The organism is Streptomyces pseudogriseolus (assembly GCA_002154585.1).
Lineage (GTDB): Bacteria > Actinomycetota > Actinomycetes > Streptomycetales > Streptomycetaceae > Streptomyces > Streptomyces pseudogriseolus.
The window spans coordinates 1-15,977 of record MUNG01000157.1 but is presented as its reverse complement, the minus strand read 5'-3'; the positions used below and the strand labels follow the sequence as shown (position 1 = coordinate 15,977).

13 protein-coding genes and 1 pseudogene are annotated in these 15,977 nt (G+C 72.7%); 11 read left to right on the top strand and 3 right to left on the bottom strand.

The genetic code is table 11. The features are described 5' to 3' along the window. The 8 genes and pseudogenes from CCN29_RS15600 to CCN29_RS15565 form a co-directional block, all read left to right on the top strand. A pseudogene (locus tag CCN29_RS15600) lies at positions 1-605 on the top strand (hypothetical protein); the annotation flags it as partial. A gap of 172 nt (positions 606-777) precedes the next feature. After that, positions 778-1,620: a nitrilase-related carbon-nitrogen hydrolase gene (locus CCN29_RS15595; protein ID WP_006135021.1), complete on the top strand. Its 843-nt coding sequence runs from the start codon at positions 778-780 to the stop codon at positions 1,618-1,620. Continuing rightward, on the top strand, positions 1,617-2,903 hold the full coding sequence (locus CCN29_RS15590; RefSeq protein WP_006135022.1) for an aspartate aminotransferase family protein: 1,287 nt from the start codon (positions 1,617-1,619) through the stop codon (positions 2,901-2,903). The genes CCN29_RS15595 and CCN29_RS15590 overlap by 4 nt, the downstream gene beginning before the upstream one ends. Before the next feature lie 26 nt (positions 2,904-2,929). After that, on the top strand, positions 2,930-4,489 hold the full coding sequence (locus CCN29_RS15585) for a PucR family transcriptional regulator (protein ID WP_086682520.1): 1,560 nt from the start codon (positions 2,930-2,932) through the stop codon (positions 4,487-4,489). Positions 4,490-4,644: 155 nt separating this feature from the next. Then, positions 4,645-5,487 carry a nitrilase-related carbon-nitrogen hydrolase gene (locus CCN29_RS15580; protein WP_006135024.1) on the top strand — a complete coding sequence of 281 codons (843 nt, stop codon included), beginning with the start codon at positions 4,645-4,647 and terminating at the stop codon, positions 5,485-5,487. A 70-nt stretch (positions 5,488-5,557) separates the two neighbouring features. After that, positions 5,558-6,961, top strand: coding sequence for a dihydropyrimidinase (hydA, locus tag CCN29_RS15575; RefSeq protein WP_031061607.1), 1,404 nt, complete (start codon positions 5,558-5,560; stop codon positions 6,959-6,961). A gap of 11 nt (positions 6,962-6,972) precedes the next feature. Continuing rightward, positions 6,973-7,974, top strand: coding sequence for a TIGR03842 family LLM class F420-dependent oxidoreductase (locus tag CCN29_RS15570; protein ID WP_086682517.1), 1,002 nt, complete (start codon positions 6,973-6,975; stop codon positions 7,972-7,974). A 27-nt stretch (positions 7,975-8,001) separates the two neighbouring features. Further along, complete coding sequence (locus CCN29_RS15565; protein WP_086682513.1) at positions 8,002-9,522, top strand: NCS1 family nucleobase:cation symporter-1; 1,521 nt, start codon at positions 8,002-8,004, stop codon at positions 9,520-9,522. A 28-nt stretch (positions 9,523-9,550) separates the two neighbouring features. Here the strand turns inward: CCN29_RS15565 and CCN29_RS15560 are convergent, their stop codons facing one another. The 3 genes from CCN29_RS15560 to lplAB form a co-directional block, all read right to left on the bottom strand. Next, positions 9,551-10,429, bottom strand: coding sequence for a CAP domain-containing protein (locus tag CCN29_RS15560; protein ID WP_031061613.1), 879 nt, complete (start codon positions 10,427-10,429; stop codon positions 9,551-9,553). Between the two features lie 359 nt (positions 10,430-10,788). Then, entirely contained in the window at positions 10,789-11,457 is a 669-nt protein-coding gene (locus tag CCN29_RS15555) for a hypothetical protein (protein WP_031017690.1), read from the bottom strand. A 180-nt stretch (positions 11,458-11,637) separates the two neighbouring features. Further along, on the bottom strand, positions 11,638-12,702 hold the full coding sequence (gene lplAB / locus CCN29_RS15550) for a lipoate-protein ligase LplAB (RefSeq protein WP_086682510.1): 1,065 nt from the start codon (positions 12,700-12,702) through the stop codon (positions 11,638-11,640). A 197-nt stretch (positions 12,703-12,899) separates the two neighbouring features. Here lplAB and CCN29_RS15545 point away from each other — a divergent pair, with 197 nt between their 5' ends. The 3 genes from CCN29_RS15545 to CCN29_RS15535 form a co-directional block, all read left to right on the top strand. Further along, the gene (locus CCN29_RS15545) at positions 12,900-14,729 is read left to right on the top strand and encodes a gamma-glutamyltransferase family protein (protein WP_189479314.1); all 1,830 of its coding nucleotides are present in this window, start codon (positions 12,900-12,902) and stop codon (positions 14,727-14,729) included. Between the two features lie 112 nt (positions 14,730-14,841). Continuing rightward, the gene (locus CCN29_RS15540; protein WP_086682523.1) at positions 14,842-15,687 is read left to right on the top strand and encodes an inositol monophosphatase family protein; all 846 of its coding nucleotides are present in this window, start codon (positions 14,842-14,844) and stop codon (positions 15,685-15,687) included. 114 nt (positions 15,688-15,801) lie between these two features. Further along, on the top strand, positions 15,802-15,977 hold a 176-nt coding region (locus tag CCN29_RS15535; RefSeq protein WP_143637112.1), incomplete at its 3' end, for an FAD-dependent oxidoreductase.

The window sequence follows — 15,977 nt, the reverse complement described above, 5'->3', positions numbered from 1 at the left end:
GGAGGCGGCTCGCCGGGGCCGCCGAGCAGGACGGCCCCGCCGAGCCGCCTCCGCAGGAGAGGGAGCGGATCGGCGCGGACGACGTCCGCGAGGTGGGCCGCCTCGTGCACACCCTGACGCGCCTCAGGCGCGAGGCCCGCGACGGCGAGGCGCACGCCCTGCTGAACCAGGCCGCGTACTGGCCCGCCGTACGGTTCCCGCTGCTCGCGGACGCGATGGAGCGGGCCGGGCTCGCCGCCGACTGGGCGACCCTGCTGTGGGAGGCGGCGACGCTGCCCACCGAGCGGCTCGTCGCCGCCGCCGACGCGCTCACCGCGGCGGGCCGCGCGGAGGACGGCGAGCGGATCCTGCGGCAGGGCGTCGTACGGCCCGCCGACGAGATCGGGCACGCCGCCCTCGCCCTGGCCGACGGCACCCGCCACCGCGAGCTGCGCGCCCTGCTCGACGCCTGCGTCCGGACGCGCACCCCGCAGGACGCCGCCCGCACGGCCGCACCGGACCCCGGACGCCTGGTGCCGCTGCTCCTGACGGCCGCCCGGGCCGTCTCCGAGGAGCGGCACTGGGACGTGCTGCACGCCCTGCGCGTCGCGGGACTGGCCGCCTGACCGGGCGCCGGCGGCCCGGCCCGCTCACCCACAGGGGTGTCAATCACGATCGACTCCACGAGCCGCACGACGATGGTCTTGGCAAGGCCGTCCGGGAGGCTTACGTTCGTCCCTCTACGGCCGTCTCTACGGGCGTAGAGGCGCTGACGTCGCGTCGAAGGAGCAGCAGCTCATGCCCAACGTCGTAACCGCCGCCCTCGTCCAGGCCACCTGGACCGGCGACACCGCGTCCATGCTGGCGAAACACGAGGAGCACGCCCGCGAGGCGGCCCGGCGGGGCGCGAAGGTCATCGGGTTCCAGGAGGTGTTCAACGCCCCCTACTTCTGCCAGGTCCAGGACACCGAGCACTACCGCTGGGCCGAGGAGGTACCGGACGGCCCGACCGTGCGCCGGATGCGGGACCTGGCCCGCGAGACCGGCATGGTCGTCGTCGCCCCCGTCTTCGAGGTCGAGCAGTCCGGCCACTACTACAACACCGCCGCGGTGATCGACGCCGACGGCACCTACCTCGGCAAGTACCGCAAGCACCACATCCCGCAGGTCAAGGGCTTCTGGGAGAAGTTCTACTTCCGCCCGGGCAACCTCGGCTGGCCCGTCTTCGACACCGCCGTCGGCAAGGTCGGCGTCTACATCTGCTACGACCGCCACTTCCCCGAGGGCTGGCGGCAACTCGGGCTCAACGGAGCCCAGTTGGTGTACAACCCGTCGGCCACGCACCGGGGCCTCTCGGCGTACCTGTGGCAGCTGGAGCAGCCGGCGGCGGCCGTCGCCAACGAGTACTTCGTCGCCGCCATCAACCGCGTCGGCGTCGAGGAGTACGGCGACAACGACTTCTACGGCACGAGCTACTTCGTCGACCCGCGCGGACAGTTCGTCGGCGACGTGGCCAGCGACAGCGAGGAGGAACTGGTGGTACGGGACCTCGACCTCGGCCTCGTCGACGAGGTGCGGCAGCAGTGGGCGTTCTACCGCGACCGCCGCCCCGACGCCTACGAAGGGCTGGTGCGCCCGTGACCGACGACCTGCTGGGCCGCCACCGGTCCGTGCTCCCCGACTGGCTGGCCCTCTACTACGAACACCCCATCGAGATCACCCACGGCGAGGGACGCCACGTCTGGGACGCCGACGGCAACCGCTACCTGGACTTCTTCGGCGGCATCCTCACCACCATGACCGCCCACGCCCTGCCCGAGGTCACCAAGGCGGTCACCGAACAGGCCGGGCGGATCGTCCACTCCTCCACCCTCTACCTCAACCGGCCGATGGTGGACCTCGCCGAACGGATCGCCCAGCTCAGCGGCATCCCCGACGCCCGCGTCTTCTTCACCACCTCCGGCACCGAGGCCAACGACACCGCCCTGCTGCTCGCCACCACCTACCGGCGCAGCAACACCGTCCTGGCGATGCGCAACAGCTACCACGGCCGCTCCTTCAGCGCGGTCGGCGTCACCGGCAACCGCGGCTGGTCCCCGACCTCGCTCTCCCCGCTCCAGACGCTGTACGTGCACGGCGGGGTGCGCAGCCGGGGCCCGTTCGCCGGCCTCGACGACTACGACTTCGTGGCCGCCTGCGTCGACGACCTCAAGGACCTCCTCGGCCACACGCGCCCGCCCGCCGCGCTGATCGCCGAGCCGATCCAGGGCGTCGGCGGCTTCACCTCCCCGCCCGACGGCCTCTACGCCGCGTTCCGCGAGGTGCTGCACGAGCGGGGCGTCCTGTGGATCTCCGACGAGGTGCAGACCGGCTGGGGCCGCACCGGCGAGCACTTCTGGGGCTGGCAGGCGCACGCCCGCGGCGGCCCGCCCGACATGCTGACCTTCGCCAAGGGCATCGGCAACGGCATGTCCATCGGCGGGGTCGTCGCCCGCGCGGAGATCATGAACTGCCTGGACGCCAACAGCATCTCCACCTTCGGCGGCACCCAGATCACCATGGCGGCCGGCCTCGCCAACCTCAACTACCTCCTCGAACACGACCTCCAGGGGAACGCGCGCCGGGTCGGCGGCCTGCTCACCGAACGGCTGCGGGCCGCCGCCGCCCACGTCCCCGCCGTACGGGAGGTGCGCGGACGGGGCCTGATGATCGGCATCGAGCTGACGAAGCCCGGCACCGACGAGGCCGACCCGGCCGCCGCGTCCGCCGTCCTGGAGGCGGCCCGCGAGGGCGGCCTGCTCATCGGCAAGGGCGGCGGCCACGACACCAGCGCCCTGCGCATCGCCCCGCCGCTGTCCCTGAACATCGCGGAGGCCGAGGAGGGCGCCGCGATCCTCGAGGACGCCCTGAGGAGCATCCAGTAGCCCCACACCCACCGGAGGACGCCGCCATGACCACCTGGGAGCCACCGGTACCGGCCCTCTCGGTCCGGCAGGTCCTCGCCCTGGAGCGGGTCCTCGCCGGGGAGCCCGAGGTGGTGGCCGGCGCCGGCCGGCTGGACCGGCCGGTGCGCTGGGTGCACGTCGCCGAGGCGGCCGACGTCGGCGTGATGCTCAGCGGCGGGGAGATGGTGCTCACCACCGGGGTGCTCCTCGCCGGCGACGAGCACAAGCAGACCGAGTACGTCCGCTCCCTGCACCGCGCCGAGGCGTCCGCCGTGGTCCTCGGCCTCGGCCGCGCCTTCCCGTCCCCGCCGGAGGCGATGCGGCGGGCCGCGGAGCGCTGCCAGCTGCCCCTCGTCGTGCTCCACCGCCCCTTCCCCTTCGCCCAGTTGACCGAGGAGGTGCAGTCCCGGCTGGTGCGGCGGAAGTTCGCCGCCGTCAGCCTCTCCGAGACGGTCCGCACCGAACTCACCGCCCTCATCACCGGCGGCGCCCCGCTCCAGCGCCTGCTCGACGAGATCGCCCGGCACAGCGGCTGCCCCGTCGTCCTCACCAACCTCGCGCACCGCGTCCTCGGCACGGCGGGGGAGCGGTCCGCCGTCGACGACGTGCTCCGCGACTGGGAGCGCATCGCCCGCCAGGCCGGCCGCAGCGAGGGCGACGGCTGGATCCGCGCGGAACTCGGCGGGCGGGGCGAGCCCTGGGGCCGGCTCGTGCTGTGCGGCTACCGCGGCGACACCGAGACCGGGCGGCTGCTCGCCGACCGGGCCGCCGAGGCGCTCGTCCTGCACCGCATGCTCGGCGGCGCCGACTGCTCCTGGGAAGGGCAGTCCGCGCTGAGCCTGCTCACCGACCTGGTCGGCGGCGCCGTACCGGCCCGGCACCTGCTGCCCCGCGCCCGCGCCGCCGGACTGCCGGTCAACAGGCGCACGTTCGTGCCGCTCGTGGTGCGTGGACACCGGGCCGCCCCGCTGGACCGGACGCTGCGGCTGCTGGGCCTGCCCGGCATCGCGGGCGAACTGTCCGCCGCCGCGACCGCCGTGCTGCTCAGCCTGGCCCGCGACCAGGACGCCGAGGCGCTCACCGCGCACTTCGCGGCCCGGCTGCGCGCCGAACCCGCCGACGGACCCGTCATCGTGGCGGCCGCCGCCGCCCGCGCCTCCTTCGACGACGTGCCCGCCGGCCTGCGCGAGGCCCGGCACGTCGCCGACGCCGTCGCGGACGACGCCGCCGCTCTCGACCTGCCCCCCGTGGTGCGGCTGCGGGACGTCCATCTGCGCGGCCTCGTACGGCTGTTGCGCGACGACCCGCAGGTGCAGTCGTTCGCCGAACGGGAGCTGGCCGGGCTGCTCCGCGACCCCGGCGAGGACCTGCTCCCCGTCCTGCGGACGTACTTGGCGACCGGCCGCAACAAGTCCCGCACCGCACAGCTGCACCACGTGTCCCGGCCGGCGCTGTACCGCCGCCTCGAGGCGATACAGATACGCCTGGGGGTGGACCTGGACGACTTCGAACAGGCCGCCTCGCTGCACATCGCACTCCTCGCGCACGATGCGCAACAACGCTGAAACGAGCGACCACCTGCGGCAACGGCGGTGACACATGGGATCGTCCGCGGATGACACGGTGACACGCCGCACCCCGGCAGACGTGACACCGTGCCACTCAGCGCGCGCTCGTCCGCTTCCTAGGCTCACTGCACACCGAGCGACCGGAGGTCCCGATGAGCCGAGTGATCCGAGCCGCCGTCTTCCAGACCGCCTGGACGGGCGACAAGGAGTCGATGATCCAGGTCCACGAGCAGGCCGCCCGCGACGCGGCCGCGCAGGGCGCTCATGTGCTGTGCTTCCAGGAGCTGTTCTACGGACCGTACTTCTGCCAGGTGCAGGACCCCGCCTTCTACGAGTACGCCGAACGCATCCCCGACGGCCCGGTCGTCGAACGCTTCCGGCGCCTCGCCCGGGAGCTGAACCTCGTCCTGGTGCTGCCGATGTACGAGGAGGAGCAGCCCGGCGTCCTCTACAACACGGCCGCCGTGATCGACGCCGACGGCTCCTACCTGGGCAAGTACCGCAAGACCCACATCCCGCAGGTCAAGGGGTTCTGGGAGAAGTTCTACTTCCGCCCCGGCAACAGCGGCTGGCCCGTCTTCGACACCCGGGCCGGCCGGATCGGCGTCTACATCTGCTACGACCGGCACTTCCCGGAGGGCTGGCGCGCCCTCGGACTCGCGGGCGCGGAGCTGGTGTTCAACCCGTCGGCCACCTCACGCGGCCTGTCCGGCTACCTCTGGCAGCTGGAGCAGCCGGCGGCGGCCGTCGCCAACGAGTACTTCGTCGGCGCGATCAACCGGGTCGGCGTCGAGGAGTACGGGGACAACGACTTCTACGGGACGAGCTACTTCGTCGACCCGGAGGCCCGCTTCGTCGGCGAGGTCGCCGGCGACAAGGAGCCGGAACTGGTCGTCCGCGACCTGGACCTGACCACACTCCGCGAGGTCCGGGACCGCTGGCAGTTCTACCGCGACCGCGCCCCGGGCGCCTACGGCCCCCTCACAACGCCTTGAAGGGCCGTGGGGAACTGCGCGACAAGCCACGAACAACCCGCACGTACCCACATGGAGGAGCGACCCCGACATGAGCACCCGCACAGTCATCCGCGGCGGACTCGTCATCACCGCCTCCGACGAACTACACGCAGACGTCCTCATGGAAGACGGCCGCATCGCGGCCCTGGCCGCTTCCCACACCCCCGCCGCCGAAGCTCTCACCGCCGAGCGAACCATAGACGCCACCGGCAAATACGTGATCCCGGGCGGCGTGGACGCGCACACCCACATGGAGCTCCCCTTCGGCGGCACCTTCGCCTCCGACACCTTCGAGACGGGCACGCGCGCCGCCGCCTGGGGCGGCACCACCACGATCGTCGACTTCGCCGTGCAGAGCGTCGGCCACACCCTGCGCGAGGGCCTGGACGCCTGGCACGCGAAGGCGGAGGGGAACTGCGCGATCGACTACGCCTTCCACATGATCGTCTCTGACGTGAACGACGAGACGCTCAAGGAGATGGACCTCCTCGTGGAGGAGGGCGTCACCTCGTTCAAGCAGTTCATGGCCTACCCGGGCGTCTTCTACTCCGACGACGGACAGATCCTCCGCGCCATGCAACGCTCCGCCGACAACGGCGGCCTGATCATGATGCACGCCGAGAACGGCATCGCCATCGACGTCCTCGTCGAACAGGCCCTCGCCCGCGGCGAGACCGACCCCCGCTTCCACGGCGAGGTCCGCAAGGCCCTCCTGGAGGCGGAGGCCACCCACCGCGCCATCCGGCTCGCCCAGGTCGCCGGCGCCCCGCTGTACGTCGTGCACGTCTCCGCCACCGAGGCGGTCGCCGAACTCGCCCGGGCCCGTGACGACGGGCTGCCCGTCTTCGGCGAGACCTGCCCGCAGTACCTGTTCCTGTCCACCGACAACCTCGCCGAGCCGGACTTCGAGGGCGCCAAGTACGTGTGCAGCACGCCCCTGCGGCCCAAGGAGCACCAGGCGGCGCTGTGGCGGGGTCTGCGCACCAACGACCTCCAGGTGGTGTCCACCGACCACTGCCCCTTCTGCTTCAGCGGACAGAAGGAGCTCGGCCGCGGCGACTTCTCCAAGATCCCCAACGGGCTGCCGGGCGTGGAGAACCGTATGGACCTCCTCCACCAGGCCGTCCTGGACGGGCACATCAGCCGCCGCCGCTGGATCGAGATCGCCTGCGCCTCCCCGGCGCGGATGTTCGGCCTGTACCCGAAGAAGGGCACCATCGCGCCGGGCGCCGACGCCGACGTCGTGATCTACGACCCGCACGCCGAGCAGGTCATGTCCGCCGGCACCCACCACATGAACGTCGACTACTCGGCGTACGAGGGCAGGCGGGTCACCGGACGCGTCGAGACCGTGTTCTCGCGCGGGGTGCCGGTCGTCACGGGCCGGGAGTACACCGGCCACGCCGGACACGGCGTCTACACCCCGCGTTCCACCTGTCAGTACCTCACCTAGGAGCGGAGCCCATGGACTTCGGCCTCGTCCTTCAGACCGACCCGCCGGCGTCGCGGGTGATCAGCCTGATGAAACGCGCCGAGCGCAACGGCTTCACCCACGGGTGGACCTTCGACTCGGCCGTGCTGTGGCAGGAACCCTTCGTCGTCTACAGCCAGATCCTCGCCCACACCACGACCCTCAGAGTGGGCCCGATGGTCACCAACCCGGGCACCCGCACCTGGGAGGTGACCGCCTCCACCTTCGCGACCCTCAACGACATGTTCGGCAACCGCACCGTGTGCGGCATCGGCCGCGGCGACTCCGCGATGCGCGTCGCCGGACGCAGACCCACCACCCTCGCCCGGCTCGGCGAGGCGATCGACGCGATCCGCGACCTCGCCGAGGGACGCGAGGCCGAGGTCGACGGGCAGCGGATGCGCCTGCCGTGGGTCCGCGACGGCAGACTCCCGGTGTGGATGGCCGCGTACGGGCCCAAGGCGCTGGCCCTGACCGGGCGCAAGGCCGACGGCTTCATCCTCCAGCTTGCCGACCCGTTCCTCACCGAGTGGATGGTGAAGGCCGTGCGGAACGCCGCCGCCGAGGCAGGCCGCGACCCGGACTCCGTCACCATCTGCGTCGCCGCCCCCGCGTACGTCGGCGACGACCTGGCGCACGCCCGCGAGCAGTGCCGCTGGTTCGGCGGGATGGTCGGCAACCATGTCGCCGACCTGGTCGCCCGCTACGGCGAGCACTCCGGCATGGTCCCCGAGGCGCTCACCGAGTACATCAAGGGCCGTGAGGGCTACGACTACAGCCACCACGGACGGGCCGGCAACCCGTCCACGGACTTCGTGCCCGACGAGATCGTGGACCGCTTCTGCCTGCTCGGCCCGCCCGAGGCGCACATCGAGAAGCTCCGCGCGCTGCGCGACCTGGGCGTCGACCAGTTCGCGGTGTACGACATGCACGACGCGCAGGAAACGACGATCGACGCGTACGGCGCGGAGATCATCCCAGCACTCGGCGACTGAACCGGTACCACTGCGAAAGGCACGCCCATGACCGCGACCGTCCCGCCCGCGCCCTCGGAGAACCCGATACCCGACCCGGCGGGACGCGTCGAGCTCCCGCCGGGCGTCGTCCTCACCGACGCCCGCTTCGTCAACGACGACCTGCTGCCGGTCCCGCTGGCCCGCCGCCGCTGGACCACGTACAACTTCACCGCGCTGTGGGTGGGGATGGCGCACAACATCCCCTCCTGGCTGCTCGCGTCCGGGCTGGTCGCGCTCGGCATGGACTGGAAGCAGGCCGTCTTCACCATCGCGCTCGCCAACGTCATCGTGCTCGCGCCGATGCTGCTGACCGGTCACGCGGGACCCAAGTACGGCATCCCGTTCCCGGTGCTGGCCCGCGCCTCCTTCGGGCTGCGCGGCGCCAACCTGCCCGCGATGATCCGGGCCGGGGTCGCCTGCGCCTGGTTCGGCATCCAGACCTGGATCGGCGGCCAGGGCATCTTCGTGCTGCTCGGCAAGCTGTTCGGCGGCTGGGCCGAGGCGTCCGAGGTGGGCGGCCAGCCGTGGACCCTGTGGGTGTGCTTCGTGCTCTTCTGGGCGCTCGAACTGGCCATCATCCACCGGGGGATGGAGGCGCTGCGCCGGTTCGAGAACTGGGCGGCGCCGTTCGTCATCGTCGGCGCGCTGGTGCTGCGGGTGTGGGTCGCGAACAAGGCCGGCGGTTTTGGACCGCTGCTCGACCAGCCCTCACAGCTGGGCTGGGGCGCCGACTTCTGGCCGGTGTTCTTCCCGTCCCTGATGGGCATGATCGCGTTCTGGTCGACGCTCAGCCTCAACATCCCCGACTTCACCCGCTTCGGCGCGGGGCAGCGCGCGCAGGTCTGGGGGCAGACGCTCGGTCTGCCCACCACCATGACGCTGTTCGCGCTGCTGTCGGTGTTCGTCACCTCCGGCTCGCAGGCCGTCTACGGGGCGGCGATCTGGGACCCGGTGCAGCTGGCGGCCAGGACGGACAACGTCTTCGGGCTGCTGTTCGCGCTGGTCACCGTGCTCGTCGCCACCATCTCCGTGAACATCGCGGCGAACGTGGTGTCACCGGCGTACGACCTGGCCAACCTGGCGCCCAGGTTCATCACCTTCCGCACCGGGGCGCTGATCACCGGGGTGGTCGGCGTGGTCATCATGCCGTGGAAGCTGACCGAGACGCCGGAGCTGTACATCTTCACCTGGCTGGGGCTGGTCGGCGGGCTGCTCGGCACGGTCGCCGGCATCCTCATCGCCGACTACTGGATCGTGCGCCGCACCCGGCTGGACCTGACCGACCTGTACACCCCGGGCGGACGCTACTGGTACACGTCCGGCTGGAACGTGCACGCCGTCGTCGCCTTCGCCGTCGGCGGGGTGCTCGCGGTGGGCGGCTCCCACTCGGCGCCCGGCAAGGGGCCCTTCCCGCAGGACGGGCTGATCCCCTTCCTGAAGCCGCTGGCGGACTACGGCTGGGCGGTGGGCCTCGCGGCCTCGCTCGTCGTGTACGTGGCGCTGACGGCGGGGCGGCGGCGGGTGTGAGCGCCCGCCGCCGTGCCCGTGGGGGACCTCAGCGGGCGGTGCCGAAGTCCTGCGTCCAGTAGGTGCCGGACAGGCCGACGCCGATCTCCTTGAAGGAGCAGTTGAGGATGTTCGCCTTGTGACCGGGGCTGGTCATCCAGCCCTGCATCACCTGCTCCGGCGTGGAGTAGCCGTAGGCGACGTTCTCGCCGTAGGTGCTCCAGGTGTAGCCGGCGCGGGTGATGCGCTGGCCGGGGTCGGACCCGTCGGAGCCGGTGTGGGACATGGTGCCGGTCGAGGCCATGTCCTCGCTGTGCCGCTGGGCGGCCGTGTTCAGCGTGGAGTTGGCGGTCACCGGGGAGCAGCCGGCCTTGGCGCGCTCGGCGTTGACCAGCTCCACAACCCGGGCGACCGCGCCGGAGGCGGTGGCGGTGGGCTTCGGCGACGCGGTGGTCGGCTTCGGGGCCGGGGTCGTCGGCCTCGGCGCGGTGGTGGAGGGCGCGGGAGCGGCCGTCGAAGGCTCGGGAGCGGCGGTCGAGGGCTTCGGGGACGCCGTGGTGGGCTTCGGGGCGGCCGTGGAGGTGGAGGGGGCCGCGCCGGCCTCGGTGGCCTTCTTCGTGGGCTTCCGCGACGGCTTGCCGTCGTGGTGCCGGCGGGCGTCCTTCGACGGGCTCGCGGAGGCGCTGGGCGAGCCGGACGCCACCGGCCTGGGGTCGCCGTCGTGCTGGCTGCGCCAGCGGCTGTACCAGCCGGGCCCGTCCCAGCGGTCCTCGCCGACGGTCGGCACCGCGGTGGCGCGGTCCTCGCGCTGCCCGCCGTCCGGCCAGTCGGCACAGGCCATGGCGACCGAGGGTATGCCTATGACGCCGACGGCGACCGCGACGACGACCGTCCGCCGGTACTTCTTCTCATGGCGATGGATTCCCATACGTGACCTCACCCCTGGGTGTGCGGAGGCTGGTCATTCTTGGGACGGCCCGGCGCGCGGCGCAAAGGGCTCGGGTACTACCCGGCCTCGTAGGAAGGGAGGGGCCTTGCGACGGCCGGGAGAGCGTGCCGACCGGCCCTCGGGCGGGTGCCGGCGCCGTCTGCCGTCACGTCAGAAAGCGCCATGCCGCGACGAAGCGGGGGCACCCGGATCGCGGCCGGCCCGCCCTCCGCCCGGGCCCGGTTCGCTTTCCCGTCAAGACGGACAAGTCCCCCATGTCGCCGCGGCCCCGTCTACTAAGTGACCCGGTCAGATCGGGAACAGGCTGTGACAGATGTCACGGAACCATCGGTTCCGGATCAGCCTCGCGCCTTCCCCAGTGCGGCCACCGCTTCCTTGGCGGCCTTGATCGCGCCCTTGTTGATCACGTCCGTGCTCGGCGCCTTCTTCGACTCGAAGTCGCTGCCGTTGTACGTGACGATCACCAGCGCGTTGGCGGCCCGCGCCACCACGACACCCTCACGCGTGTCCTGCTTGTCCTCGGTGGTGAGGTTCACGACCGAGTACGCCGCGTCCCCGACCCCCGGGACGGCGCCCCCGCCGCTCTTCTCCGCCAGCCGCCCGCTGTACGACTTCTCCGCGGCCTCGTCGGAGTCCAGCACCTCGAAGGACACGTCGAGCCAGCGGTAGTCGTAGCCCTTGAGGGCGTTCCACGAGCAGGTGCGGCGCAGGTCGGAGTCCGTGGACGGTATCTCCTTGCCGGCCGTCTTCGCGCCCGGCACCAGGGACTTGACGGTCGCGGCGGACAGCGCGTCGCACGGCTCGGGCGCCGCGGCGTACGTCTTCACCGCCTGCGTCTCGGACGGGGCGGTGGGCGACTGCTGCGAGGCGGTCTTCCCGGTCGGCTCCTTCTCGGAGGCCTCGGGCGCGGCCAGCGGGCCGGAGGACAGCGCCCATCCGGCCGCGGCGAGGACGACCACCGGCGACAGACGGGCGGTCAGGGCGATCGGCAGAGGAAAGGAACGCACGGCGCACTTCTCGTGGGGGACGGTGCGGAGGGGGGTCCGCACTGCGGACGGGACGCCAGTGTCACACGCTTCGTCACAGTGCGGAAGGGTTCAACTCGCTCCGTAGGCGCGCGGTGACGCGGCGGTTCCGGATGGCCCGCCGCTTGCCGCTGTTCCTTTACGAATAGGGGGATTTGAGCGTCAGGGCACCCGGGCGACCCATTCCGGTGCGGTGAACTTCGTCCGCGCCAGTTCCTGAGCCCGCGCCAGTTCCTCGTCCGTCACCTTGCCCTGCGTCAGGCCGTAGCGGGCGCGGAAGGATTCGACCATCCGCCCGATGACCGCCTCGCGGGGCAGCCCCGTCTGCCGGCGCAGCGGGTCCACCCGCTTCTTCGCGCTCTTCGTGCCCTTGTCCGACAGCTTCTCCTTGCCGATGCGCAGCACCTCGAGCATCTTGTCCGCGTCGATGTCGTACGCCATCGTCACGTGGTGCAGCACCGCGCCGGGCGTGCCGTCCGGGCCCACGATCCGCTTCTGCGCCGCGCCCGCGATCTTGCCCTGGTCGGTGGCGATGTCGTTCAGCGGCTGGTACCAGGCCTTGATCCCCATGTCGCCGAGCGCGCCGAGCACCCAGTCGTCGAGATAGGCGTAGCTGTCCTGGAAGGACAGGCCCTGCACCAGCGCCTCCGGCACGGACAGCGAGTAGGTGATGGTGTTGCCCGGCTCCACGAACATCGCCCCGCCGCCGGAGATGCGGCGCACCACGTCCACGCCGTGCCGGCGGGCGCCCTCGGGGTCCACCTCGTTGCGCAGCGACTGGAAGCTGCCGATGATCACGGCGGGGGAGGCCCACTCCCACACCCGCAGCGTCGGCGGGCGCCGCCCGGCGGCCACCTCGGCGGTCAGCACCTCGTCCAGGGCCATGTGCAGCGCGGGCGGCTGCGGGCCCTCGTGCACCAGCTGCCAGTCGTAGTCGGTCCAGTCGGTGGCGTGCGCCAGCGCCCGGCGCACCGCGATGCCGACGCCCTCCGCGGTGAGCCCGTACATCACGGTCCCCTCGGGCAGCGCGGCCTCGATCCGCGCGGCCAGACCGGCGGCGTCGGTGTCGGCGGGGGCGCCCTCCAGGGCGCGGTTCACGGCGTCCAGCGCCTCGTCCGGTTCCAGGAAGAAGTCCCCCGCCACACGCGCGTCCCGCAGCACCCCGTCCGCCACGTCCACGTCCACCACGACGAGCTTGCCGCCGGGAACCTTGTACTCACCGTGCACGACTCCGCCTTTCGTCAGCCGCGCGTGTCAACACCGGGCACGCCCGGATTGTTCCCGTCACGGCCGCCGGGCCCGGTGGCGCCGAGGGTGGCATCCCCCGGCAGTACCCGCTTACCCTGCGTCCGGCAAGGGCCGAGGCCGCCGGCCCGTCGCGGGTGGGGCGCAGGGCCGGACGACGCGAACACCTGGGGCAGGGGATGCAGTTCACCACCCGACCGACCCTCCAGGGCACCTTCGGCATGGTGTCCTCCACCCACTGGCTGGCCTCCCAGTCCGCCCTGGCCGTCCTCGAGGACGGCGGCAACGCCTACGACGCGGCCGTCGCCGGGGCCTTCGTGCTGCACGTCGTCGAACCCCACCTCAACGGCCCGGCCGGCGAGGTGCCGATGATCCTCGCTCCGGCCGGCGGGGAGGTGCGCGTGCTGTGCGGGCAGGGCGTCGCCCCGGCCGGCGCGACCGTCGCCCACTACAAGGGCCTCGGCCTCGACCTCGTCCCCGGCACCGGACCGCTCGCCTCCGCCGTGCCCGGCGCCTTCGACGCCTGGATGCTCCTCCTGCGCGACCACGGCACGAAGTCCCTCGCCGACGTGCTGAAGTACGCCATCGGCTACGCCGAGGACGGCCACCCGCCCGTGGAGCGGGTCGGCGAGACCGTGGCGACCGTGCGCGAGCTGTTCGAGACGGAGTGGACCAGCTCCGCCGAGGTCTACCTGCCCGGCGGACACCCGCCGCGCCCCGGCGCGCTCTTCCGCAACCCCGCCCTCGCCGCCACCTGGAAGCGGCTGCTCGCCGAGGTCGCCGGCGCCGGCGACCGGGAGGCGCAGATCGAGGCCGCCCGGGACGTGTGGCGCACCGGGTTCGTCGCCGAGGCGCTGGTGCGGCAGTCCGCCCGCCCCACCCTCGACACCAGCGGCGAGCACCACACCGGCACCCTCACCGCCGACGACCTCGCCGCCTGGTCCGCCACCTACGAGGACCCGGTGACGTACGACTTCCGCGGCTGGACCGTGTGCAAGGCCGGGCCGTGGAGCCAGGGCCCGGCGCTCCTCCAGCAACTCGCCCTGCTCCCCGACGAGTTGCCGCCGTACGGCTCGGCCGCCTACCTGCACCTGCTGATCGAGGACTGCAAGCTCGCCATGGCCGACCGCGAGGCCTGGTACGGCGACGCCGCCGACGTGCCCCTCGACGACCTGCTCTCCGCCGCCTACAACGCCGAGCGGCGCACCCTGGTCGGCCCGCGCGCCTCCCACGAGCTGCGCCCCGGCAGCCCCGGCGGCCGCATCCCCCGGCTCGCCGCCCACGCGCGCGTCGTGGCCACCGACGACCCCGGCTTCAGCCCGATGGGCGTCGGCGAGCCGACCGTCGCCAAGAGCCCCACGTCCCCCGTGCCCGGCGAACCGGAGGTGTCCGCCGACGGCGGCACCCGCGGCGACACCTGCCACCTCGACATCGTCGACCGCTGGGGCAACATGATCTCCGCCACGCCCAGCGGCGGCTGGCTCCAGTCCAACCCCGTGGTGCCCGAGCTGGGCTTCCCGCTCGGCACCCGGCTCCAGATGACCTGGCTGGAGGAGGGCCTGCCCAACAGCCTCACCCCGGGCCGCCGCCCCCGCACCACCCTCACCCCGTCCCTCGCCCTGCGCGACGGCGTGCCGGTCATGGCGTTCGGCACGCCCGGCGGGGACCAGCAGGACCAGTGGCAGCTGCACTTCTTCCTCGCCGTCGCCCTGCGTGCCCACGTGCGCGGCGGGCTCGACCTCCAGGGCGCCGTCGACGCCCCGAACTGGCACAACGACAGCTTCCCCGGCTCGTTCTACCCCCGCGGCATGCGGCCCGGCAGCGTCACCGTCGAGTCCCGCACCGACCCGGAGGTGATCGAGGAGCTGCGCCGCCGCGGCCACGACGTCACCGTCGGCGACGCCTGGTCCGAGGGCCGGCTGTGCGCGGTCGCCCGCGACCCGCACACCGGCGTCCTCTCGGCGGCCGCCAACCCGCGCGGCATGCAGGGGTACGCGGTGGGCCGCTGAGCCCACGCCGCAGGGGGCGGGGCGCACCGCGTTTTCATCCCGTCATCCCGATTCCACCCGGAGTACACCGGGCGGGAGGGGAATGTCAGTGGTGCGTGCTCTCATGGAGGGCATGATCGAGACCAGCGAAACCATCGACGAGTTTCTCGCCCGGCACAGCATGGACGTGGAGCGCCAGATCCGCGAGGCGGCGGCCAAGGAGGTCATGCCGCGCTGGCGGCGCCTCGGCGAGCACGACGTGCACGTCAAGACCGGCCCGCACGACCTGGTGACGGACGCCGACCGCGAGGCCGAGCTGTTCCTCACGAAGGAGCTCGGCGCGCTGCTGCCCGGCTCGGTCGTCGTCGGCGAGGAGGCGGTGCACGCCGACCCGTCGTCGTACGAGGCGATACAGGGCGACACACCGGTGTGGATCGTCGACCCCGTCGACGGCACCCGTCAGTTCGTGCGCGGCGAGACCGGCTTCTGCACCCTGGTCGCCCTCGCCCGGCGCGGTGTCGTCCACGCCTCCTGGACCTTCGCACCCGCCCGCGAGCAGTTCGCCACGGCCGTACGGGGGCGGGGCGCGCGCCTCGACGGGGAGCCGCTGCGCGCCGGTTCCCCCGACCCCGGCCGGGACCTGCGCGTGGCCACATCCCACCCGGACTACACCACGGACGCCGAGAAGCGCGCCCTGCTCGGCCTGTGGACCGACGGCGTGGCCCCCCGCCCCTGCGGCTCCGCCGGGCTGGAGTACCTGGCCGTGGCCCGCGGCGAGAGCGACGCGGTCGCCTTCAGCTGGGAGGCCGCGTGGGACCACGCGGCCGGTCTGCTCCTGGTGGAGGAGGCGGGCGGCACCCACCTCACCCGCGCGGGCCTGCCCTTCACCGTCCGGGGCGGCAACACCCTGCCGTTCACCGCGGCCCGCGACGAGGCCACGGCGCGCAAGGTGGTCGAGTTGCTGTCCGCGGCCGTCTGAATCGTCCGCGTCGTCGGCCGGTGCGGGGCGGGTGGCCGGAGGCCGTGGGGCCCCGTCGGCGGCCCGGCATATCCTGAACCCTCAGTGGCCGTCGGCTGACGAAGGAGTCCGAAGGTGCCGTCGATGCTCGATGCGGTCGTGGTGGGGGCGGGGCCGAACGGGCTGACCGCCGCCGTGGAACTGGCCCGGCGCGGCTTCTCGGTGGCCCTCTTCGAGGCCAAGGGGACCGTCGGCGGCGGCGCCCGCACCGAGGAGCTGACCCTCCCCGGCTTCCGACACGACCCCTGCTC